Annotated in this window: 24 protein-coding genes; 11 read left to right on the forward strand and 13 right to left on the reverse strand. The window is 26.5% G+C overall.

From position 1 onward, the window contains the following. Window positions 1–125: 125 nt before the first annotated feature. The 13 genes from MHO_RS05735 to MHO_RS02460 all read right to left on the reverse strand — a co-directional run bounded on the left by MHO_RS05735 (window position 126) and on the right by MHO_RS02460 (window position 11,707). On the reverse strand, window positions 126–989 hold the full coding sequence (locus MHO_RS05735) for an ECF transporter S component (RefSeq protein WP_012855703.1): 864 nt from the start codon (window positions 987–989) through the stop codon (window positions 126–128). 174 nt (window positions 990–1,163) lie between these two features. Beyond that, the gene (locus tag MHO_RS02410; RefSeq protein WP_012855704.1) at window positions 1,164–2,537 is read right to left on the reverse strand and encodes a M17 family metallopeptidase; all 1,374 of its coding nucleotides are present in this window, start codon (window positions 2,535–2,537) and stop codon (window positions 1,164–1,166) included. Between the two features lie 13 nt (window positions 2,538–2,550). Then, the gene (locus tag MHO_RS02415; RefSeq protein ID WP_012855705.1) at window positions 2,551–3,915 is read right to left on the reverse strand and encodes a M17 family metallopeptidase; all 1,365 of its coding nucleotides are present in this window, start codon (window positions 3,913–3,915) and stop codon (window positions 2,551–2,553) included. A 160-nt stretch (window positions 3,916–4,075) separates the two neighbouring features. Then, complete coding sequence (locus tag MHO_RS02420; RefSeq protein ID WP_041359639.1) at window positions 4,076–4,366, reverse strand: hypothetical protein; 291 nt, start codon at window positions 4,364–4,366, stop codon at window positions 4,076–4,078. Window positions 4,367–4,428: 62 nt separating this feature from the next. Beyond that, window positions 4,429–5,079, reverse strand: a complete 651-nt coding sequence (locus tag MHO_RS02425) for a uracil-DNA glycosylase (RefSeq protein ID WP_012855707.1) — start codon at window positions 5,077–5,079, stop codon at window positions 4,429–4,431. A 2-nt stretch (window positions 5,080–5,081) separates the two neighbouring features. Continuing rightward, a complete protein-coding gene (gene fmt, locus MHO_RS02430) occupies window positions 5,082–5,942 on the reverse strand; it encodes a methionyl-tRNA formyltransferase (RefSeq protein WP_012855708.1) in 861 nt (286 codons plus the stop codon). 37 nt (window positions 5,943–5,979) lie between these two features. Further along, on the reverse strand, window positions 5,980–7,383 hold the full coding sequence (locus tag MHO_RS05740; protein ID WP_012855709.1) for an ABC transporter permease: 1,404 nt from the start codon (window positions 7,381–7,383) through the stop codon (window positions 5,980–5,982). Window positions 7,384–7,387: 4 nt separating this feature from the next. Then, window positions 7,388–8,125, reverse strand: a complete 738-nt coding sequence (locus MHO_RS02440; RefSeq protein ID WP_012855710.1) for an ABC transporter ATP-binding protein — start codon at window positions 8,123–8,125, stop codon at window positions 7,388–7,390. Continuing rightward, window positions 8,107–8,232 (reverse strand): hypothetical protein, encoded by a 126-nt coding sequence (locus tag MHO_RS05745; protein WP_257614243.1) that lies wholly within the window; start codon window positions 8,230–8,232, stop codon window positions 8,107–8,109. Before MHO_RS05745 ends, MHO_RS02440 begins: the two co-directional genes overlap by 19 nt. Before the next feature lie 90 nt (window positions 8,233–8,322). After that, window positions 8,323–8,994: a glycerol-3-phosphate 1-O-acyltransferase PlsY gene (gene plsY / locus MHO_RS02445; protein WP_232500344.1), complete on the reverse strand. Its 672-nt coding sequence runs from the start codon at window positions 8,992–8,994 to the stop codon at window positions 8,323–8,325. A gap of 92 nt (window positions 8,995–9,086) precedes the next feature. Next, window positions 9,087–9,464: a hypothetical protein gene (locus MHO_RS02450; RefSeq protein ID WP_012855712.1), complete on the reverse strand. Its 378-nt coding sequence runs from the start codon at window positions 9,462–9,464 to the stop codon at window positions 9,087–9,089. After that, on the reverse strand, window positions 9,445–10,842 hold the full coding sequence (gene gltX, locus MHO_RS02455; RefSeq protein WP_012855713.1) for a glutamate--tRNA ligase: 1,398 nt from the start codon (window positions 10,840–10,842) through the stop codon (window positions 9,445–9,447). Before gltX ends, MHO_RS02450 begins: the two co-directional genes overlap by 20 nt. Before the next feature lie 13 nt (window positions 10,843–10,855). After that, window positions 10,856–11,707: a variable surface lipoprotein gene (locus MHO_RS02460; RefSeq protein ID WP_012855714.1), complete on the reverse strand. Its 852-nt coding sequence runs from the start codon at window positions 11,705–11,707 to the stop codon at window positions 10,856–10,858. A 109-nt stretch (window positions 11,708–11,816) separates the two neighbouring features. Between MHO_RS02460 and MHO_RS02465 the strand changes: the two genes are divergently transcribed. From MHO_RS02465 to MHO_RS05775, 11 genes are all read left to right on the forward strand, one after another. Then, entirely contained in the window at window positions 11,817–13,835 is a 2,019-nt protein-coding gene (locus tag MHO_RS02465) for an Mbov_0121 family peptidase domain-containing ABC transporter (protein ID WP_012855715.1), read from the forward strand. 58 nt (window positions 13,836–13,893) lie between these two features. Beyond that, window positions 13,894–14,346 carry an rRNA maturation RNase YbeY gene (ybeY, locus tag MHO_RS02470; protein ID WP_012855716.1) on the forward strand — a complete coding sequence of 151 codons (453 nt, stop codon included), beginning with the start codon at window positions 13,894–13,896 and terminating at the stop codon, window positions 14,344–14,346. A 13-nt stretch (window positions 14,347–14,359) separates the two neighbouring features. Next, window positions 14,360–15,244 (forward strand): GTPase Era, encoded by an 885-nt coding sequence (era, locus tag MHO_RS02475; RefSeq protein ID WP_012855717.1) that lies wholly within the window; start codon window positions 14,360–14,362, stop codon window positions 15,242–15,244. A gap of 1 nt (window position 15,245) precedes the next feature. Beyond that, a complete protein-coding gene (locus MHO_RS05750; RefSeq protein WP_012855718.1) occupies window positions 15,246–16,910 on the forward strand; it encodes a type 2 periplasmic-binding domain-containing protein in 1,665 nt (554 codons plus the stop codon). A gap of 28 nt (window positions 16,911–16,938) precedes the next feature. Next, complete coding sequence (locus MHO_RS05755) at window positions 16,939–18,348, forward strand: ABC transporter ATP-binding protein (protein WP_012855719.1); 1,410 nt, start codon at window positions 16,939–16,941, stop codon at window positions 18,346–18,348. Continuing rightward, window positions 18,317–19,216 carry an ABC transporter permease gene (locus tag MHO_RS02490; RefSeq protein ID WP_012855720.1) on the forward strand — a complete coding sequence of 300 codons (900 nt, stop codon included), beginning with the start codon at window positions 18,317–18,319 and terminating at the stop codon, window positions 19,214–19,216. The genes MHO_RS05755 and MHO_RS02490 overlap by 32 nt, the downstream gene beginning before the upstream one ends. Then, window positions 19,209–20,048 (forward strand): ABC transporter permease, encoded by an 840-nt coding sequence (locus MHO_RS05760; protein ID WP_012855721.1) that lies wholly within the window; start codon window positions 19,209–19,211, stop codon window positions 20,046–20,048. The genes MHO_RS02490 and MHO_RS05760 overlap by 8 nt, the downstream gene beginning before the upstream one ends. 21 nt (window positions 20,049–20,069) lie before the next feature. Further along, window positions 20,070–21,830, forward strand: coding sequence for a hypothetical protein (locus MHO_RS05765; protein ID WP_012855722.1), 1,761 nt, complete (start codon window positions 20,070–20,072; stop codon window positions 21,828–21,830). Window positions 21,831–21,928: 98 nt separating this feature from the next. Continuing rightward, window positions 21,929–23,275, forward strand: a complete 1,347-nt coding sequence (gene asnS, locus MHO_RS02505) for an asparagine--tRNA ligase (protein ID WP_012855723.1) — start codon at window positions 21,929–21,931, stop codon at window positions 23,273–23,275. Between the two features lie 6 nt (window positions 23,276–23,281). Beyond that, complete coding sequence (locus MHO_RS05770; protein ID WP_012855724.1) at window positions 23,282–24,286, forward strand: glycosyltransferase family A protein; 1,005 nt, start codon at window positions 23,282–23,284, stop codon at window positions 24,284–24,286. Next, window positions 24,280–24,930, forward strand: coding sequence for an RDD family protein (locus MHO_RS05775; RefSeq protein ID WP_012855725.1), 651 nt, complete (start codon window positions 24,280–24,282; stop codon window positions 24,928–24,930). Before MHO_RS05770 ends, MHO_RS05775 begins: the two co-directional genes overlap by 7 nt. Window positions 24,931–24,982 lie beyond the last annotated feature (52 nt).

Below are 24,982 nucleotides of genomic sequence, written 5' to 3' on the forward strand. Positions count from 1 at the left end.
TTTTATGTTATTTAGTGCATAAAAATATTTTTATATTAAAATAGCAAGAATGAGATCATATAAATGGAAGAAAAGGTTTATTTTTTAAAAAATACATATATATTAAGCAAATAATTTATTATCGATTAATATGAATATATTTTACTTGTATAAAATAATATTCTTTGTCTAATCATAATTATTATTGGATAGAGTACGAAAATAACTGCGGTATATATTGGTATTTCAATAAGAGTTTTTGCTATTATTGGAATCATAAATATTGGATAATAAGTTTTGTAATCTCAATTGCCTGATCTAAATCTATTATGATAATTTATATATGCAAATGGTCCTCAAAATCATCTACACAACATTAAAGTGAAAAACACAACCAACAAAATGCTAAATAAAAGTACAACATTGCTTTTTACAGAAAATTTTCTATTTTTTATAAATAAAGTTAAAAAGGTTATAGAAGATATTCAAATAAATGCCAATCCTACAATAGCAATAGATAAAACAATTCTGATTGGTATTAATTTGGTGCGTTTTACTGCTGTTTCATTTATTGGCAAATTGTTACCGTGAATTGCTAAAACTATTACAAAAATTGCTGTTATTATGCTTAAAAAACTAAATCCAATTATTCATGTAATCTTTTGTTTAGCATACATTAATCTTAATAATCAGCCACTTATTAAAGCAATAAAAACAGGCACTAACGCATATTCAATCATTCATGTGCTTATTCCTCTAATAACCTGATTTAGTGTATCACATAGTATACCTAAAAATGCACCCTTTCACGGTCCCAATGCCAAGCCGAAAATAATGAATACTGCATAAGTAATATTAATATTCATTATTCCTTTAAAAACAAATCTTTCTAAGATAGCGGCAATTATATAAATAGCTAAAAGTAAAGCAAATAAAGAAATTTCAAAAACTGTTAATTTATGTTGTTTTGTTTTTTTAATACGTCTAATTTTTTGAATAAATTCAAACATGTTTCTCCTAAAATAAACCCACCAAGGGTTTTAAATTTTGATAAATTATATTTTTAAATACGAGTTTATATATACGAGAACAGTTTTTTAAATCATAACTATTAAATTTTAACTATTTTTTAAAAAAATAAACAAAAATAAAAATTTCGGTTATTTTTCCGAAATTTTTAAGCCTTATTTTAACACTAATTCTGTCAAAGTTTTTGTCATTGCAAACATTGGTTTTTCATCAATATCATTAGTTCCTGCAACGTCTAAATGAATATATTCAATTCCTTTTGTAAATTCTTTTAAGAACATTGCTGCTGAACAAGAACCTGCATGTCCAGTATAGTCTGTATTCTTCAAATCTGCAACAATTGAACCCTTCATAAATTCTTCATAGTCCGAGTCAAAAGGCATTCTTCATATCAACTCATGTTGAATGGTTGCTGCATCACTAATTTCTTTTCATGCTTTTTCAGTTGTTGATCAAATACCTGTATATGTGTCTCCTAGGGCTGCAACCATTGCACCAGTTAATGTAGCAACATCAATTAATCTTGTTGCTTTTAACACATCAGCTCCATAGTACAAGCCATCAGCCATAACTAATCTACCTTCAGCGTCAGTGTTATTTATTTCAACAGTTTTTCCACTCATTGAAGTCCAAACTGAATCAGGTAATGATGCATCTCCATTAACTCTATTGTCAGTAATGCACATAATTGCTGATACATTTGTTTTTGGTTTTAATTGGGCAACAGATTTCAAAACTGATGCAACTATTGCAGAACCTGACATGTCATATTTCATTCCTAACATGTTGCGACCTGTTTTAATGTTGTAACCGCCAGAGTCAAAGGTAATTCCTTTACCAATTAAAACTGTTTTTTGATTTGAATCAGGATTTCCTTTATATTCAATTATTACAACTCTAGGTTCATAAACTGAACCTCTATTCACAGATAGTAATAATCCCATACCCAATTTTTCAATTTCTTTCTTTTCAAGAACTTTAACTGATAAATTTTTATATTCTTTAAAGTCTTCAACAACTATTTTAGCTAATTGTTCAGAATTTAATTCATTAGGAGGGGTAATGCCCAAATTTCTTGCTCAGTTTTGAGATTCAATTAATATTCTTGCTTTATTGAATGAATCAATTACTGATTGAGACGCTTGTTCTATAAACAATTCTATGTTGTTTGGATTTTCTTTGTATGTAAATGTCTTTTTATTGTATAACTTTGCAGCTGAGAAATTTATTCCTTTTGTGAATGCATCAACTACATCATTAATTGTTAAATTTTCTGTTACAAAAGAAGAAAGATCAATTTGATAATCGTAGGCAGCATTCAATGCTAAATCTTGTGCCAATGAATATAAAGAATTGTATTGTAATTCTTGCTTTTTGCCTAGATAAATATACGAAACTTTTTTATCAATAAAATCTGTTATTGCTTCTGTTTCTTTAACTAAAAATTCTGGCAAAATTTCATCTTCAAATATTGCTTTCAATAACAAATGATCATTGCGCTTTGTTGATAATTGTTTAATTAATTGCATACTATTCTCCTTATTATTTTTGATTTGCTGCTAATTCAACAAAGGTAGAAACTAAAATTCCTAGTCCTACTCCTTTATTGTCAGCGGTTCCTGCAATATCGCAATGAATATAGTCAACATTATTTGTAAAATGTTTTAAGAACATTGCTGCTGTATTACAATCTGATTTTTCACTGTTGTTGTAATTATTAAGATCAGCTACTTTAGATTCTTTATTTGGTTTATCATAATCATCATGTAGGGGCATTCTTCAAACCTTTTCATGAGCAATTTTTGCCGCTTTGTCAAAATCTTCTCATCTTTGTTCAGAAGTTGATCAAATTCCTGAATACGTCTTTCCTAATGCTCTTTCCATCGAACCGGTTAAAGTTGCGGCATCAATCAATAATGAAGCATTCAATTTCGAGGCACCGTAGTATAAACCATCAGCCAACACTAATCTTCCTTCAGCATCAGTATCAGTAATTTCAACTGTTAAACCACTCATTGATTTAATTACTGATTCAGGCATTGTTGGGTGTGTATCTATTGCGTTATCTGTAATCATCATTATTGCTGCTACGTTTGCTTTTAATTTTAGTTGAGCAATTGCTTTAACTGCATATGCAACAATAACAGAACCAGACATGTCAAATTTCATGCCATCCATGTAGTATCCTTTGGTGTTATATCCTCCGGTATCAAATGTAATTCCTTTTCCTACATAAACATATTTTTCTTTACTTTCAGGATTGCCATTATATTCAGCAATTAAAACTCTTGGTTCATAAGAAGAACCCGAATTTACTGCCAACATAAGTCCCATGTTATTTTTCTTGATGTTATCACGATCTAAAACTTTTATTGATAGTCCAGGAATATTTTCTAAATCTTCTTTTACTACCTTAGCGATATATTCACTAGTTGCGACATTAGGGGGTGTCATTTGCAAACTGCGGGCTTTATTTGTTGCTTCAAGAATTATTGACAATCTTTCAACTAATTCTTCATACGATTTATCAGCATAAAACAATGTTATTGTCTTTTCTTGTTTGTTTTCTTTAGTTTTTGCTGAATAAAGATTTGCATTTTTAAATGCTAATTTAGATACAAATGCTCTAAAAACTTCTTCTGTTGACACAACATTTTCTTTAACAAAAGAAGCAATATTAATTTGATAATTTCTTCTATTTGAACTTAGAATTTTGTCAACTACTTTTAAAAAACTAAAGTAGTTATCTACAGTTTTTGGTATGTAAATAAATGCTTCATTTTTTTTAAAATCTTCTGTAATATGATTATCTTTCTTGGCAATATTTAAACTAGCGTTTGAGCCTTCATAAACTGCTGTTAAAAGCATATCTTTATTACGTTTAGTTTCATAATAAATAGAATTCATTTTATTCCTTTCTAATTTTTAAATAAATATCTTTTAGATAATTAAATTATAATGATTAATATTTTTTAGAACGTAAAAACATAAAATAAAGAGAAAATTTTTAATATTTTTAATTAAATTAAAAATAATAAAAAATTAGCCTTACTAAAAGCTAATTTTATTATTTAATATTTTTAAGTTGATTAATAACTAAATCTATGCTAAATAAGATTGCGTCGCATTGTTGATCATTTAGTTTTGCAATTTCTTCATCTTTTATCATTTTCTCATATTGGTTCATAATTTCACCAGCAGATGGTATCTTTTTTGCCATATCAAGTAATTGCTTTATTTTTGATTTAACTTGTTGTTGCTTTGATGTCAATTTTGAACACGATATTGCTACTATTGGTAATGAAATTAAAGAACTTGCTCCTAAAATAGACAAAATTATTTTTTTACTCTTCTTCATAGAATATCCTTTATCTTTGTTTAATGAATTATTAGATATGATAATTATAAATATAAATTTAATTATTTTTTAGTAGATCAATCGATTTCATCTTTTGATAATGATTTAAGTTTAAAATTTATTTTTTTAAAAACGTCTGAGCCAAAAAACCCTTTATATGCAGCAAGAGGTGAAGGATGTGGCGCGTAAACTATTATTTGTTTAGACATATCAATGTTTTTTATAAAATCTCTGGCGTTATTTCCTAAAATTAAATAAATAATATTGCTATAACACGAATTAATTTCTGTTAATAAATTTTGATTGAATAGTTCTCAACCTAAATTCTTATGTGCCAATGTCTTTCCTTCAATGTTTGTTAAAATTGAATTTAAAAGTAATACACCTTGGTCTTTTCAATAATTTAGTGAAAAGGTTTCAAATGTTGAATTTGGATATTCATTTTTTATTTCAATAAATATATTCTTTAAAGATGCCGGGCATTTTGTTGCATTGCTTGAAAAACACATACCGTCTGCATCACCTTTGTTAGGATAAGGATCTTGACCAATGATGATAACCTTTAGGTTGTCAAAATCAAAATTTTTAAATGCAAAAAATACTCTGTTTGGCTTTGGCGTTACATTAGGCAACATAGTTAATTTTTTTAAGACTTCAAAATATGGTTTTGAAGTTTCTTTTTTTAAAAATTCTAAAAAAGCAAATTTTGACATTTTTAAACTCTTACTCTTTTTTTCCCTTCAAATTGATATTCTATTAAATATAAATATCCATCATTAAATTTTATTTTTAATGGAGTACTAATTTTTGTTGTTGAAGCCCGGAAGATTTTTAATCTTTTATTTTGATAAATTAAATAAGCACCTGGTTCGTCATTAAAAGCTCTGATTTTGTTTATAACACTTGAAAGATTTTCGCTTTGATCAATTCTTTCCATACCATTTAATATCTTAGGAGCAAATGTTACTTTAGATTCATCCTGAGCCACTCGATTATATTGGCCGTTGTAAATTTCAAACAATCAATTACCAAGATTTTTTGAGGCCACATCTGCTAATTTATCAAATACTTCAATTGCTGTATCTGCAGAATCAATTTTCACTTTCGAGGATTCTAGGATATCTCCTGCGTCCATTTGTTTTACCATTTCAATTAATGTTATTCCTGTTTCAATATCACCATTGAGTAATGCATATTGCACAGGCGCAGCTCCACGATATTTTTCAAGCAAACTTCCGTGAACGTTCAAGGGCATTTTTTTAGGTAATTTTAATATTGAATCAGGTATAAATTGTCCGAATGAAGCCGTAATAAAAAAGTCAAAATCCATTGCACTAAGTTCGGGCAAAATTTCTTTTATTTTTTGAGGTTGAAAAACTTTTATATCATACTGTTTGGCAAGTTTAAAAATTTCTGTTTCAATTACATTTTTGTTTCGATCTAGTTTCCTATTTGGCTGAGAAATAAATGCCAAAACATTGAACCTTTCGTCATTTAAAAGAGGTTCAAAAGTTTTGGCGGAAAATTGTCCAGTTCCCGCTAGAACTAAATTAATTTTGTTATTTATATTTTTCATATCAAAATTATAAAATAAATTATTTTTTATAAACTTATTATCTTGTATTTCAAGCAAATGTTTTTATTGACAATAAACTCAATATTACAATTCAAATTCAAGGCAATATGAAGTTCAATAAATTTTCTGTTTTTGAACCTATTTTTGTTAAACTATCATTGCTTAAAACGTTATTTGAAAATTGAATGTAACTACTGTCTAAAAATTTAAAATAGTTTGCAAATTCATTATTCTTTAACAATTGGTCTAAACCATTTTGATTGAATGCTTCAGCAATGGTTGAATATTTTAAAATTACAGGTTGATAAACATTTAAAATATTTAGTGTTTTATATTCGTTGTTAATATTAAATATATTATATTGACTATATTTTATTCCAATTGGTGTATTGGCTGGCAATGCATTATTATTTGCTAGAAATAAATCTTTTTGTTGATTCAAGAATTTCAAAATTGTTAACCTTGCAATTAGATCTTTGCTATTTGCTTCTTTCAATAAATTTGCATATTTTGTAACACCTTCAATGTATTTTTGAAGTTCTTCAATTGTATAGATTTTATTGCTTGAATCAGCACTTGAAAAAGGTTTTAATAAATCTATATTTTTTATTTCATTTCCGATGTTAAGAGTTGCCTTTATTGAAGCAATATTATACTCATTTGATAAGGATGCTTGTCCTTGAAAAGAAATTGTGTTTTGAATTATTGCACTCTTAAAGGGTGTTAAATAAGAGACATATCACATTCCTTTTATATTTGAAATTTGAGAAATAGGCAACACTTGACCCGATAAGAACATTGTGATTATTAATAGTGAACAACCGATTGCTTGAATAGTTAAGACTGATTTTGAAACGCTTATAATGAACAATCCAACAGATATACTTACAAAAATTATAATGACAAAGCTAAATATGTAACCTGGTCAAAATATCCTTGAAAACATCTCTTTAATACTGCTTCCGTATAAAGTTATATTTAGACTTGCTTCCCCTATTTTTATATTATTAATTGTTCCTAAAGAACGACCGGTTTTAAAATATTCGCAAAAAAACATTAAGGCAACTAGCATTGTTCAAAGGCCAGAACAAATCATTATAATCAAATAAAATATTGCTGTATATGCCAAAAACGATTTAGGCTTAATGCTAGAGGCGCCAATTCTTTTTAAAATTGTGGATTTTTTAAATTCAAATATTGCTGTTGGCAGTGAAATGCAGGCTATTGCCACCGGCCCAATGGTTATTGTACTTCCCAAAATCATTTCATAACCAAATATCGTTCCTAAAATAGCAACAAAAATAATTGGATAGCCGAATGCAAAAAATGGTCCTACAAATGATTTTCAAAAATGTTTATTAATAATTGCTAATATTCCTAAAAACTTGTTTTTGTTAGCCTCAGTATTATTGTTTTTTTTAATAATTTCTTTATTTTTCATAATTTTAAATATATTCCTTAAGACATAGGGATATTGATCCGTATTTTTCAATTATTTCGCTTTTCAAAGCATCAAGGACAATTCTACCTTTATTCATAATAATAATTCTATCTGCCAGAATTTCAATTTCATTTATATCGTGAGATATTAAAATCAAAGTACAATCAATTTCTTTGATATATTCATTCAAAAATGATACCAATCTTGTTTTTATTTTTATGTCAAGACCTGTACTTAATTCGTCCAATATTAACAACTTTGGTTTATTAATTATTGCAAGCAATGCATTAAGTCTTTGATGTTGGCCCCCGCTTAAGGAAGAAGCTTTATTATTTATAAATTCATCAACCCCAAAAATCTTTATAAGTTTTTGCAATTCTTCTGGTGAACTTTTATTGCCATAGATTTTGTTCATTGAATAGATGACATCATTAACCGATAAACCTTGAGGATATGAAGAATCCTGAAATTGAATTCCTATGTTTGTTTGTGCACTTTCATTATGATTTGATCCATCATTAAAATAATATTCAATATTACCTGAGGTTGGTTTTAAAATTCCTATAAGCATTTCAACTGTTGTAGTTTTTCCCGCTCCATTCCCACCTAATAGAGCAATGTTTTGATTCTTATAAATTTCGAGATTCAAATTATCTACAACTTTTATTTTTTCTTTTTTTATTTTGAATTCTTTTGTCAAATTTTTAATTTTTACCAACTTTTTTAAATTGTATTGGCGCATTTCAATTGAATTTGCTTTAATTGTGTTTTTTCATGATCTTCTAAATTACTTAAAAAATTGTCTATTATTTCTAGACTTTTATTTTTACAAGCTTTTTCATTTTCCACTATTTTAACTCCTTATTTTATATATTTCCCTTTTTGCCTAAATTATATCAATAACTTAAAGAATGAAAACAAAAACTCGTAATCAAAGAATTACGAGTCAATGTTTTTATGCTTTTTTGTTTTGCTGAAAATTTTTGGTTCTGTATGTTTAAATATTCGTTTAAAATTGGGTATATGTTTAACAACTATTATGAGTGAAGCCAATATTAAAATAATTACATGTGCGGGATATACGACATTTTGTTGCATATAGCCGAATATTGTTCCTGCATAAAATATATAAATTAAACCTAAATAAGGAATTATTCCACAACTTATTGATGAAGCAAGTGAAACATATTTTGTTGAAAAAACTAGTATTACATATATTGCTACAAAAATTAAAAATAATAGAAAATTATATGCAAGCATTATTCCAAAAAAGCAAGCTACTCCTTTGCCACCTTTAAATTTAAAATAAATTGGAAAGACGTGCCCAATTACTGCGCCAAGCCCTGCCAACATTGGAAAAATATATTCAAGATTTCTTAGATATTTTTTAATTAAAAATGCAATGATTGTTGCTAAAAAGGCCTTAAAAATGTCAAAAGCAAAAACTAATGCTGCAAATTTTATTCCAAAATTTCTTAATGCGTTTGTTGCTCCAGGATTTTGCGAACCAATTTTTCTTATATCATTTCCTCTTAATTTAGTTATTATTATTGCCAAATTAAAAGAGCCAATTAAATATCCTAATATTAAAAATATTATATTTAATCACACATATTCACCATAAAACATAAATAAATGATACACACAAGAAAAATTATTTTATAAAAACTTACAAAAAAATAGCAAAACTCTATTTTTGTTTGCTATTTTTCGGTCTTTGTTTGAATGTTAATTATATTACTTGCAATAACATCACTACCAACTAAAATATCATAATGAGCAGATATCTTGTTTCCTTCAATAAAAACATCTTTTAAATAAAAATCTAGAGAAAATTCTTGAATTTTATTGCTTACTCTTTTGTTTTTTTGTAACTCGATATATGAACCAGAATATTTTATTTTTAAAGTATCACTATTGACCAATAAATCACATTCCTGATTATTATTATCAATAAAATTTATATGAATAAATTCATCAACAACTTCTTCAGTATATGGAACAAATTCTGTTTCTATCGTTTTAGAGGGTTCATTATTGAATTCGTTTTTTGTAATTAAACTATATTTTAATAATTCCATTTAATCTCTTAAAAACTAATTCAGCCCCAAAAAGATAGATTGCCTTTGCAAGTTCAGGGCCATGTTCCTCAAATGTTGTTGCCTTTCTAATTGGCATGAACAAATCTCTTCCCTTAACATTCAAGATAGTTTTTGTTTCATCAATTGCTTTTTGTATATTTTCTATATTGAATTCTCTTGAAATTAACTCTTTATAAAAAACTTTTACAACATCTAATCTTTCCAACTCTAAGTCGCAATTTTCTTTTGGGTTTAAATAAATTTCTAAATCTTTCTTTAATGTTGAAATCGTTGGACTTGATTGTTTATAAGTTTCAACAAATAATTCATTTCATTCATGTTCTTTTGGAGAGTTTATTTTTTTAATTAACTCTTCATTAGAAATATTTTTCATATATTGCTTTGCAAATCAATCCATTTTTATAATGTCAAATTTAGATGGTGATTTGCTCAATCTTTCTGGATCAAATTTTGCAATTAATTCTTCTCTATTCATTAATTCTTGCTTATCTCCGGAAGTTCAACCTAACAAGGCTAAAAAATTCATTATTGCTGCTGCGGGATAGCCTTCATTTTTATAGTCTTCAATAAATTGTTTTAAAGTTTTATCTCTTTTTGAAAGCTTTTTTCCTTCCATATTCGTAATAATAGTTAAATGTCCAAATAATGGGGGTTCTCATCCAAATGCATCGTATATTGCTAATTGCTTTGGTGTGTTTGTGATGTGTTCTTCGCCTCTTAGTACATGTGAAATTTCCATTTGGTGGTCATCAACAACAACTGCAAAATTATATGTTGGATAACCATCACTTTTCATAATAACAAAATCTCCTATATCATCACTATTAACTGAGATTTTGCCTCTTACTAAGTCATTCCAAGCATAATCTTTATTTGCTGGCAATTTTAATCTTATTGAATATTCTTTAGCTTCTTCTCTTCTTTGCTTTTCTTCATTAGAAATTTGCAATCAATTTGGATTATAACGAAATGACGCAACGCCCGCTTCCTCTGATTGTTTATGTTGCATTGCTAATTCTTCCTCTGAATCGTATGCTTTATAAGCGTGTCCATTTTGAATTAGTTCTTCAACAAGTTTTTGATAAATTGGTAATTTTTCGCTTTGACGATATGCACCATATTTTGAATTAGGTTTTAAAGGACTTTCATCAGGGATGATACCAAGTCACGCTAAATTATTTAATTGGCTTTCTTCACCTCCGACAACGTTTCTAGCAACATCAGTATCTTCTAGCCTAAAAACAAAAGTGCCATTGAAATGTTTTGCAAATAAATAGTTAAATAATGCAGTTCTTGCACCACCAATGTGCAAATACCCAGTTGGGCTCGGTGCATATCTTGTTCTTATAGTTTTCATAATCTACCTTCTTTTATGACTTTTCAAAAATAGCAGTTATGGGTTCTGAAGCATTGCTTCAAAACGCATCCTTATTTCCCTTCATAATTCCTTTATAAAAAGGTCAAGGTGCTTCCTCAATAGAAGTATTAACATTTCTATTTTTTCCCTTAGCTAACAATGATTCAATACTTGGATCTAGGAAATCTGATTTTCAATTAGGAGCTGCTTCATTTTGTTTTAAAGTTCAATATAAAACTAAAAATAATGCTCTTGGATTATCTCGATAAGGTCAGTATCTCGAATCATTTTTTGTAGCAGGAAAATAATTAATTAATTCCTCTCACGTAAAAGAGAAAACTCTAAAATCGTAATTTGGAGAAATATTATTAAAATCTAAAAATCTGCTAAAAAATTCTCTATAAACTCTTTGCACTGGTTTTCCATCAATTACTTCGAGTTCATTATTCAATACTTCTTTCAATCTTGGATATCCATTTTCTTTGTCATAAATGTAGTTTCCGTTGGCATCTCTATCAAATTCTATTTCACCATTTTCCAATTTTTTACCCTTAAATTTTAATAAATTTCCGTTGGCATCTCTAAAATAAATTGGATTTCCTTTTTCATCTTTTAAATTTTTTGTTAATTTGTACAAGGAATCTCTTGGCGATATTGGGTTACTTACTGAATAATTATTTTTATTAAAATCAAGTGCAGAACCCTTAACGTGATAACCATATTTTTCAAATGATTCTTTCGCTTTTGAATTGAGAGTTATGGTTGCTGTTTTGTTACAACTTGCCGCAACTAGTGGCAATGCAAACATAGGAGCGACACTTCCTATACAAAGTAAAAATTTTGTCATAATTGCTTGTTTTTTCATGTTTAAAATTATACAAGTTTTTTTAATATATTAATAACCATAAAAATAAAGTTTCTCCAACTTTTCGCCATTTCAAAAAAAATAAACTTTTTCAATCAATAATTTAAATATGTGAATAAATAAACAAGACAGCGTTAAAGATTGCGCAATTTATACATTGCAAGCAATGATTTGCCACTTTTTTAAATATAAGGCAGATATAAATTTTTTAAAGAAAAACACGATATACGACGAAGAAGGAGTGTCGCTATATTCATTTAAGAAAATTTCTGATTTTGTGGGGTTTGATACTAATATTTACACAGTAGATTTTTTAAGTTTTATTTCAAATTTAAATGATATTTCATTTCCATTTGTCACAATATTGAAAAATGATAATTTTTTGCATTATACAATTGTTAAAAGAATTGATAAAACCTTTGTTTATCTATGTGATTCTGAATTTTTGAATTATAGATTAGAAATTAATGAATTTAAAAATAAATTAATAAATGTTGTAGTTATATTAAGTAAAAAATCTAAAACCCCAAATTGCACAAAAATTAACTATAATCTATATCTAACACAAAACACAAAGTTAACAATAATTAGTATATTTTTGGCAATTTTATTCAATGCTCTTATGCTTTCTTCTTCATTTTATATTAAATATGTTTTAAGCGTTTTATGATCGGAAAACGCTAATAATAGATTGCTAGCAATATTAATTATTTTTAGTTGAATTGCAATATTAAAGGCAATTACTTGATTATTTAAAAAGATTATTATTAATAAGCTAACTTTTTATTATGAAAAAAAGTTATATTTGTTAGTCAAAGAAAGATTAAAATTTGCAAGTCAAAAAGACCTGCAAAAAATTAACCAAAATGATTTTATGGCAAGAATATTAAGTATTTCAACCATTGCAGAATATAAGGCGGGTTTATTTTTGTTTTTATTTGAAAATATAATTATTTTTATTAGTTCAACACTGCTTTTAGGTCTGTTTAACTATAGAATATTATTAATTTGCTTATTAGGCATTTCAATAACCTTTGCAATCTCGTTATTCAGTTTAAAATATCAATCAAAAAAAGCAACAGAATTAATAAATTTAAAGATAAAATCAATTAAAATGTTCAATAATTATTTTTTAAATTATGAATATAGGACAAATGATTTAAATAATTCGAACTCTAAATTATTTCAATCGTTGTTTAACACTCAATATAATCTAGGAATATTTAATGAAACAAAGGATTCATTTATTACATTTATTTGAGATTTTATTCAATTAACCATTGTATTTACTGGCGCTTGATTATTTATAAAAAATAAAGATAATTTTACAAACATTACATTATATGGATCAATATCAATTTTTTTGAATTCCCCTATTGTAAATTTAGTCTTCCTGATTTCAAATTCTTCAATAAATAGACAAGGAATAATAAGAATAAAATATTTATTAGAAATCACACAAAACAAGGATGGAAATATATCATTCAAACCCCAGAAGCAAAATAAAATAAACATATTAAATACTTCAATAAATATTGGTTCAAAAAACGTTATAAAAAATCTTAATTTAACAATTAAAAACAATCTAGAAATATCAGGGAAAAATGGAGTTGGTAAAAGTTTAATTTTGAATGCTATATTTAAAGTTTATTGATTAAATCAAGGCCACATTTTTGTCAATAATATAAATTTAAAGCATATTAGTCAAAAGTCATGATTAGATGCCTGCTTTTTAAATAAAAACAATGAATATTTTTGCTATGAAAATCTAATGGATTGCATATGTAAGAAAGACAATATAAAGGAAAATATTTTTCTTAAAAATTTCAAAAAATATAATTTAAATAACTTGTTTTTAGATATGAACTTACCTCTTAATAAATATATTGAAAATGGGGGAAATAACCTATCATCCGGCCAGAAGGAATTCATAATTATAATGCGACTTTTTTGCCAGAAATATTATTTTATTCTTTTGGATGAGGCTTTTGAAAACATTACAAATGAAATTTTTCTTAAATTAAAATTTTTAATTTTAAACTACCAAGATAGGGCTATTTTTATTGAAATTAGCCATAACAAAAAAATTGTTGCAAACAAGCGAAAAATTTTCGCTTTAAAAAAATAAATATTTTTTTGTTTTTATTTAGTTTAAAAAAGAATATTATCTTTATAATTAATAAAATATGAATAGAATTAATTTTAAAAACCAAAGCTTTCATCGTTTTAATTTTATGAAAGATTTCTTAGATATTTTAGAAGAATCAAAAATAGAATTTGGTGCAAAAAAATCACTTTGTGTTGATGTAATGTTTGTAACTGCTAAAAAGATGAAAAAGTTAAATAACTTACACAGACAAAAAAACTATACAACTGATATTTTAAGTTTCCCACTAGATAGTCAAGAAGAATTAAATTTTTTGGATGAAATTGAATTAGGACAAATTATTATTTCTCCGTGGAAAATAAAAAAACAAGCCAAGGAGTTCAATCATAGTTTAAGACGAGAATTTTGTTATATTTTTGCTCACGGGATTGCTCACCTATTTGGTTTTGATCACATTACTGAAGAAGAAGCAAAAATAATGAATGGGCATGTTGATAATATAATGAATAAATTAAACATAAAGAGAATATAAAAATTGGAGAAAAATGAAAAAAGTTTGCAATGTATGCTTAATTGGGCGCCCAAATGTTGGAAAAAGCACGTTTTTAAATAATGTGTTAAATTTTAACCTATCAATAATTACGGATAAACCCCAAACAACAAAAGATAACATTAGAGGAATATACAATGATAAAGACTATCAAATCATTTTTATTGATACTCCAGGAATTCACAAAGCAGAAAATTTATTATCTGAAAGATTAAATAGTAAATCATATGAAGCTATTGAAAATTCTGATGTTGTTTTGTTTTTAACTCCCGCTAATGAAGCAATCGGAACAGGAGATAAATTCATTATTGAAAAAATAAACGAAACTAATAATGAAAATAAAATTGCAGTCATTTCAAAAATAGATTTATTAAATACAAAAGAAGAAGCAGACAAAAAAGCAGAAGAATTAAAAAAACTTGGATTTGAAAAGGTTTTTGGCATTGGACAAAATTTGCCTACTTCTTATTTAGATTTGATTAATGAAATTAAAACCTATTGCTATGAAGATGAACCTTTGTACCCTGATGATCAAATTGGGGATATAACATTAAGGTTTATGGCAAAAGAAATAATTAGAGAAACTGCTATAAACAATTTAAAATTTGAATTGCCACACTCAATTGCGGTTGAGATCGAACAATTTGATGATAAAAACGAAGATGAAGATTACAAGATCTATGCTTTAATTTATGTTAAAAAGAAGTCTCAGAAACCTATTTTAATTGGAAAAGACGGTCAAATGATTAAAAAAATCTCTATTGATTCACGACATAAAATGGAAAAAATTTTTAATCACAAAGTCTTTTTAAATATTAAAGTAAAAATTAGCGAAGATTGGGTAGATAATGAATTCAAAATAAAACAGTTAGGATATTAAGGTGAAACGATTAACTACACATAGAACGAGAGTTATTTTTATAGCAATAATTGCCTTACTAACACTTGGATTATTTTTAATAATTTTATTTTTTAAAATTAGCTCCCCATTTAAAGTAAGTATATATAACTATGAATCATACTTAGATAAGAAAATAATTACCAAATTAAAACAAAATTATTCATATCACGCCTTTACAAATCTAGATGAGTTTACGAGAGCAATAAATAATGAAAAAGCCGTTGCCGGAGTTGGAAGTGATTATCAAATTGCTCAACTAATTCTTGAAAAAAAATTAAGAAAAATTAACTTTGCAAAATTGTTTAATAATTCAAAATTTAATGATTCAACCCAAATAAAGAATCTTTATCCAGAAATTGTTAATAAACATTTTGATCTATTTGAAAAATTTATCATTAAAAAAATAAGACAAATAAATCCTAAAAACATCATTCAAAATGATTGGCAAAATATTAGTCACACCAAATTCTTACCTTTTATTTATTATGATGAAAATAACAATATTTCGGGTTTTGAAATTGATCAAAAAAAGGGAATTGACCACTTTTATGAATTTTTAATTCCTTATTTTATAATGGATAAAATGGTTGTTTATAATACAGATAAAAGTCCAAATAAATTTACTGAAAGAAGCAATTTAAAATCTAATGAAAACTTTAACGATTTAGAAAGTTTAAGTTCTTGAAAAGATATCATTAAGACGCTTGTTTCTAAATACAAAAACCCTAGAGTATATTGAACAAATTGATTTCAAGATAATGCTATGATTGGTCAATTTTATGGTTATGAATCTCTTAACAAATTAAAATATTTTTCTAAGCAAAACGAATGAGCAGATATAAATCACGAAAATTTTAAAGAGATTATTAATGATTGAGTTTCTTTAGTTAAGGATGCAACAGGAGAAAGTATAAAAAATTCTAAAACAAATAAATTAGCTACTGATGGACAAGAGTTAGTTAGTTCAATAATAGAGCCGATTAATGGCAAGGCAGATGTTTCAATTATGTATAATGGAGATGCCTTAGATGCTTATTATGGGGAAGACAATTTTAAAAAATTAGGTAATATTCCACATATTGGTTTTAAAAGGCCAAAAAATACTTATATGAATATTGATGCTTGAATAATTTCAAGAGAAACATCTGAGAACGATGCTGATAATTTATTAAAAATATTATATGAAAATGTTATAAAGGGAGCTGAATATTCACTCCAAGATATTGAAACAAAATATTTGAAAGAAGTGTTGAATCTAATATCAAAAGACAGCAAATTAAAAAAAGATGAAATTGTTAATGAGCTATTTGCAGACAAAAACATGTCTATGCCCAAAAAAATTAAAGACATTAAAAAAGATTTTTTTGCAGATTATTTTGACTATTTCAAAGAAGCATTTGAAACAATGAATTTACCCATTGTAAACAATTTTCATTCAATAAATTACACACCAGGCTTTAAAAATGTAAAAAATTTTATTGAAAAATGGTACTTTTTGAATAAAAATCAGGAAGTTGATAAAACTGCTTTGGAGATATTCAATCCAGAATTTAATAAAAAAATCAATCACAGAATTTACCAACCACTTGATTTAAATTTAAAAACAAAAATAATAGATTATTACTTTCAAAAAACAAAATCATAATATTATTTAATTTCATGTTAGGAGAAAAATGGAAAATAAAATTAAAACACCAAACAAAAAAGAAGAACCAATAATTCAATTAGTAGACGTGGTTAAAGAATTTGAAGATAAAACAGTTTTAGATAATGTTAACTTGTCAATAAATAAAGGTGAATTTATAACATTATTAGGTCCGTCAGGTTCAGGAAAAACAACCATATTGAGAATTATTGGCGGTTTTGAATGAGTTACTAGAGGTGAGGTTAAATTTTTTGGCAAAGATATCAAAGACTTAAGTCCACATAAAAGAGATGTTTCCACAATTTTTCAAGATTATGCATTATTCCCTCATTTAAATGTAGAAAACAACATTAAATATGGTCTTAGATTAAAGAGAATACCAAAAGATGATATCCCTAAAAGCTTTTACAATAAATTAAAATATCAACAGAAAAAATGAACAAAAAAAGCTTCTATCGAAATGAAGAAGCTTGATAAAACAATGGCGCAATATGAAAAGATTCTTGAAAACCAAAAACTTCCTGAAAAGAAACGGAACAAATACCAATCTTGAATTGATGACATGGATTTCAAATACTCATATTGAGAAAATTTTAAAGATTTAAAAACTGAAAATTATGAAAAAAGATATCTAACAAGAAAAATAACAAATAATGAAATGAACCAAGAAGTATCAGAAATCATGGATCTTGTTGGTTTGAAGGGAAATGAAAAGAAAAATGTTAATTTCCTATCTGGTGGTATGAAACAACGTGTTGCACTTGCTCGCTCTCTTGTTATTGAACCCGAAATTCTTCTACTAGATGAACCATTAAGTGCCTTAGATGCTAAAATTAGGCAAAAAATGCAAACATTATTAAGGGATATTCAAAAAGAATTAAAAATTACGTTTATTTTTGTTACTCACGATAGAAATGAAGCATTGCAATTAAGTGATAGAATCGCCATTATCAGAGATGGTAAGGTTGAACAATTTGCTTCGCCAAAAGATTTATATGATTATCCAGTAAATAAATGAGTAGCAAATTTTATAGGCGAATCTAATTTCTTTGATGCTGTATTTATTGATGAAAATAAAGTTAAATTTATGGGCAAAATTTTCGATACTATTCACAAGGAATTTGAACCAGGAGAAAATCTTGATGCATTAATCAGACCCGAAGATGTTTATGTTACCAAAGTAAAAGCCAAATCTAAATTTATCGGCAAAATAATTAAATCAACATATAGTGGTAGTTACTACAATTATGAGGTTTTAGTAAAAAATAAAATAATAAAAATGGAAACATCAATAAACTATGAAGTGGGTAAAGAAGTATATTTAGATTGATACAAAGATTCAATTCATTTGATGAAAAAGGATATTAAATTTGCTAAGGAACTAGCAGAACAAAACGAGATTAATAATGGAAAAACAACTGAAATCAACTTCTTATAAAGAAATAGACAAAAAAACTAAAAAAAGTAGTAAATTTGCAAAATTCTTTTTGGGTGCAAACAAATTACAACTTTCTTTGCTGATTCCTTATTTAGTATTTTCAATTTTATTTATTATTTTGCCATTAATTTTGATATTTATTTATGCATTCAAACCACTAGAAGGACAAGGCCATCTTGCAAACTGGGAAATAGCAGGTAAATCATCAACCTGAATGATTATCCTTAGATCAATCGGAACTGGAATATGTGCAGCGTTTTTTGCATTAATTATTGGTTTTCCATATGCCTATATTATTGCAAGAAGTAAATCAATGATATTTAGAACTTTAGGATTAACATTGATTCTAAGCCCGCTTGCAATATTTACAATTTCAAAAGCTTTAGCAGTTAGAGGTTTATTTTCTGCAATATTTGATGAAAATGAATTGAATAATAATTTCTTTCTAATCTTTGGAATGGTATATTTGTATATCCCTTTTATGGTAATGCCATTATATCAAGTTATTAAGGATATGCCCAACAATATAATTGAAGCATCTCAAGATTTGGGATATTCAAAAACGCAAACTGTTTTTAAAGTTATATTGCCTTACTGCATGAAGGCTATATTAAGCGGTTTTGGAGTTGTTCTTATGATGTCGGCAACATCAATAATTCTTTCAGATAAATTGTTACCAAATGGTAGTCAAAAGCAACTTATAGGAAATCTTATAAATCAGTTTGCTAACACAGCAAACCCTTACGACTTAGCAAATGCCTCTACATTAGTTATTATCACTTTAGCTGTTTTATTAACAATATATGGAATTATTTATGGAATACCTTATTTAATTTCGAAAAGAAAGCAAGGAGGAATATATGAATAAATTTAAAAAATTTTTGAAGTATTCTTATGTATTAATAATTCTTGCTTGTTTATATATTCCAATCATTTTTGGAACAATATATAGTTTTAATGCACCTTCGGATAAAGGAATATTTTCTGTAACCTCATGAAATAGAACTTCTTATGAAGCGTATGTGGAACTTTTTTCAAAATCACATTGACTTGCATTTGTTAATTCTTTTTTACTAGGAATTTCAACATATATTTTTGTTATATTACTTTCATTGATGACGGTTTTTGCACTTTGAAGGCATAAAAATAAAACAGTTAGAGCATATGTGCAATCAACATCAAATATTCCTTTAATTAATCCTGATGTTATTACTGGTTTAACGCTAGCAATTGTTTTAAATCTTATATTTTTTACCACACTAAAAGCAACCAACGAAGGATTTTTTAGGGCAATAATTTCACATACAGTAATGACTCTTCCTTATGGAATATTAATTATGTTGCCAAAAAGTGATAAATTTTCAAAAAATATCTTTGAAGCTAGCCAAGATCTAGGCTATTCAAAATTTAAAACATGATTTAAAACTTATTTTGTTTATATGTTAGGTTCAATAGGGTTTACATTTGTAATCACAATGACGCTTTCTTTTGATGACTTCATAATTACTAGAATTGTTTCAAATACAGAAACTTTGGGTACTCAATTATATGAAGGTCAATTTCAAGCATGATCGTTAGCTATTAGTGGAATATCATTACTAGTAGTTTTAATGGCAAATACAATATATGTAGCCATTAAATCTTCGCAATTTTCACATAAAAAAATATCATCAATCAATATTTCTTCAATAAAAAAATAATATAGGAGGTAATTTTATAAATTGAGATCACGAATTTTAAAAGCTATTAGTTTAATATTTTTACCCTTGGTTTTTATTGCTTTATTCCTTGCTTTTTTGGTTATAAAATCAACTAATCAATATAGACCTAGCATCTATAACTATGAATCTTATTTAGCTCCAACCATTATTAACAAATTAAAATCAAAATACAATTTCAAAGAATTTAAAGAAGTTAGTGAGTTTACGCAAGCATTATTACAAGATAAGGCTATTGCTGGAATTGGAAGCGACTTTCAAGCTGCTCAACTTATTTTAGATAGGAAGATTCAAAAAATAGATTTTAGTCTAGTTTATGGTGAAAAATACAAAGATTGAAAAGAAAGACAATTTCTATATACCCCAAATGTTAGAGAGCATATTTTAAGATTTGATGCTCTGATTTTAAATATTTTAGAATCTGATAAATCTAATAAATATAAAAACTTCGAAATAAAGAAAAATAAAGAAGGCAAACCTATAGCATTTAGAGACAAATTAAACAATAACAGCAAGGAAGTTTGGGATCATTTTTATGATTATATCATTCCTTATTTTACCCAAGATAAAGGTATAGCTTACAATATAAATCCAAAGACTAGACCAAATTTAAATATAAACAACGCTATAGAAAAGCTAGATAAAAACGACAAGATTTTTTCTTGAAATGAAATCTTGCAAATTCTAAGTAAAAATCATTACACACATTTTGGTTGAACTCATGCTTATTTAGATAACATGATGATAGGAGCGTTTAACTCTGGAGAAAATTGAGAAAAAATTTTTACTAAAAAAATCGGTGACAACAAAATTTTTGATTTTAATGAATCAAACTATAAATTAGCTATTGATTCATTTATAAATTTTGTTAAAAATTCTACCGGAAATGATATAAAAAACAATAAAAAGCATTACTTTAGTGGCGATGGTCTTGAATTATTAAATCATCTAATTGAACCAAAAACTTCTAGATCGGATGCATCAATAATGTACAATGGTGATGCATTGGATGCATTCTATTCTGAAGATAATTTTCAATCGGTTGAAAGTGGTTTAATAAGGTTTATTAGACCAAAAAACACATATATGCTAATGGATAATTGAATAATTTCAAAAAGCCTTTCAAAAAAAGAAACAACAACCTTTTTAAAAGCCATAAGAGATCATGTTATAAATATTGATAAACACAAAAATAATATTCAAAATATTGAAAAAATATTTTTTAATCAATTTAAAAACAACATGACAAAACAATTAAAACAATCTGCTGAAGCTTCTTTTTTTGAAACCATACATAATATTGACAAAACTTTAAAAAATAAGTTAATTCAAGAATTTCTAAAAAATAAAGAATTTTTCAATATAAATGAAAAATCAACTAGCTTCGAAGAATGAAATAGCAAAAAGTTTAGAGAATTTTTAAAAAATCCTACTATTCAAGAAAATTATGAGTGGTTTTTAATTTGAAGGAACAATTACCAAGACCATAATGAAGCTTTTCTATTTGATGATCTCATGTCTGATGCTTTTGCAAATAGTGAAATAGGAAGCATATCTAATTTTGATTATGTATCATATACTCCAACTGAAAAAGTAATTTATGATTTTATTAAAAAATGATATTTTGGTTCAAATAAGGTAGCAATATCAATATTCGATCAACCCGAATCAAATAACAATTACCAAGTTTTTTCATATCCAATTATTGACAATAATTTAAGAACAAAAATAATTACTTATTATTATGAAAAAACAAAGTCCTAAAATTAAAATATCTATTCATAAATGTTTAATAAGATTTACAAAATTTAAATAATATATAATTTTTAGTATAAATTAAAAATTGAAAGGAAGAAAACATCATGAACATAAAGCAATTATATAAGCAAATAAGCCAGTTGCAAGAAAATGTTGAACTTACAATTGAAGGCTGAATTATTTCAAACCGTGGAAACGATAAAATTCGTTTTATTACAATTAATGATGGTAGTACAATTGCCAACATGCAATTAGTTATTAAGGGGGATCTAGCATCAAAGAAAGAAATTTCTGAAATTGCCGTGGGCTCGGCAGTTAGTGTAATAGGTAAATTACATTTAACGCCAGAAGCAATGCAACCATTTGAACTAAGTGTCTCAAAATTTTTATACATAAACAATCCACAAGAAGATTTTCCAATCCAAAAGAAAGAAACATCTCTTGATTTTTTAAGAGAAATTCCTCAATTAAGACATAGAACAAGTTTATTTAGAGCAATTATGTTAATTAGAAACTCTCTTATGTTTGAAATTCATAAATATTTCCAATCTAAAGGCTTTTTGAATCTTTCATCTCCAATAATCACATCAAACGATGGTGAAGGAGCGGGAGAAACTCTGCTTGTTGACGATGAAAGCAAAGATTATTTTTTCAAACAAAAAGCATTTCTAGGGGTAACCGGACAATTGCACGCCGAATCATATGCTGAAGGATTTAAAAAAGTTTATACATTCGGACCAACATTTAGAGCTGAAAATTCTCACACTTCGCGTCATCTAGCAGAATTTTGAATGATGGAACCAGAAGTAGCCTTTTGTGATTTAAAAGGTATCATTGAAATTACAGACGATATGTTAAAGAATGTTATTGCAAATACATTAAAAAACTGTCCCGAAGAAATGAAATATTTGGATTCATTACAAAACAATAAATTAATTGAATCATTAAACAACTTTATCAATAAGAAATTAACAATAATTGAATATAAAGACGTTGTTGAAAATCTTAAGAACTATGTAGATAAATTCGAAGAAAAAGATATCTTTTTTGGAATGGACTTAGCTTCAGAACACGAAAAATTCCTTGCCGAAAACATCGTAAAAGGCCCTGTTGCAGTTATTAATTATCCAAAAGACATAAAGGCTTTTTATATGTATCAAAATGATGATGGCAAAACAGTCGCTGCCTTTGACTTACTAGTACCAGGAATTGGCGAATTAGTAGGGGGAAGTCAACGTGAAAATAGATATCAAAAACTTGTTGATAGAATCAATGAACTAAAAATCACTCAAGAAACATTACAATGATACTTGGACTTAAGAAGATTTGGTTACGCCCCAAGTAGTGGTTTTGGTTTAGGCTTTGAAAGACTTGTAATGTATGTTACTGGCACAAGTAACATAAGAGATGTTATTCCTTTTCCTCGTGTTGCCGGCTCAATTAAAATGTAGGTTTCTATGCAAGAAAATAATTTAACAATATTAATTCCTATATATCATCCAACTCTAACAATTAATGAGATATTAAAAAATTTATATAAACAAAAACAACAAAATTTTAATTTAGTAATCGCTATAGATAAGCCTTCTGAATCAGAACTTTACGAATTAGAAAAAGCCAAAACTTTTTTCTCAAATAGACTTCAAATAATAATCAATACAAATCACCAACACATTGATTCAATAATTAGTAGTTGCTTGAACATTACAAAAACAAAATACACATTTATTATGTATTCATATATTGAAATTGAGTATGATTTTATTTCAAAAATAAAGAAACTTTTATTAGAATTTAAAGATGTTGATATTATAAGTTTTGACGCATATACAAAGGGTATATCTTGAATGAATTTCAACAAATATCCTAAACAAAATAAAGAAATAAATATTCATATTGAAGAAGAAAATGTTGCTAAAATAATTCCTTTTATGTACAATTTTATTGCAAAAACTTCTTTACTTATTGATGCAACAAATCAACACAATAATAAACACCTTAGCGAGCAATATTCACCCAATATACTTTTTAAGACTTTAATTAATGCAAACAAAATTCTTTTAACAAAAGATATTCAAGTAATTGATTGAAATTATGATGTTCTATTGTGAAGCGTTAAATCTTTATTGGAATCTTGAAAAGACATAGAGTCTGAGTATTCGGCGCATAAATTTACAACTCCTTTTTCAGAAAGTTATTATTATCTTGCAAAATTTTTAAATATAGCATATTGTTTTGCAGGTTTTTTAGGCCAATGTCAATTTAAATCAAACACAAAAAACTATCTAACCTTGAAAAACCTTAAAAAACATTTAGAATCATTGATAAGTGAAAACATTGAAGAATGAAAAAATAGCAAAATTATCAATGATTTTTTAGAAAAAAACCGTATTCAACAACTTTTTGAATTAATACCAAATAGTAAAAAATGATCACTTATTTTTAAAAAAATAATATGATAAAAATAAATATTAAAGCTAATTTTTGAATAAGACTTGCTGCTACTTTGATAGATTTCTTGGTATTCATTGGTTTTTTAATTGGTTCTTCGTTTGCGATATTTAACTACAAGGAAGCAAAATTTTATAATTATTGATCTTATTATCTTTGAATAATAATGATAATTTTAGTTCAAAATATAATTTGAATAATCATTCCAATTTTTACCAAAGGTTATACTTTGGGTTTGTTTATTTGCAGACTAAAAATAATCAAACAGCAAAACAATAAATCGAAATTTAGCAAGGTTATTTTTGATAGGCAAAGGTTATTTAGTTTTATATGAATGATAATTTTTGCTTTATTTATGATTTTTATATCTCCCCAAACTTTTGAACAAGCAGCAAATATTTCTCAAACAAAACCTCTAGATCAACTTCAAAAGGCTTTTCTTTCAATTCCTAGTGTGCTTTCGGCATTAGCCACATTTTTAGAATTCTTATTTATTTTAAGCAATGCTAAGGGAGATAGAATTGGTTTAAATGATAAATTTTCCGGGTCCTATACAGTTTGAGCTAAAAAATATGAAGATATTGAAGAAAACAATATCGATAATTTGATTATAAAACCCATTGTTAGAGAATTACCAAAAATTGATTACAAATAGTAAAAAACAAATATTTAAATTTTGGTTAATTTTAATTGAAATATGCACACCA

Source organism: Metamycoplasma hominis ATCC 23114 (assembly GCF_000085865.1).
Classification (GTDB): Bacteria; Bacillota_I; Bacilli_A; order Mycoplasmatales; family Metamycoplasmataceae; genus Metamycoplasma; species Metamycoplasma hominis.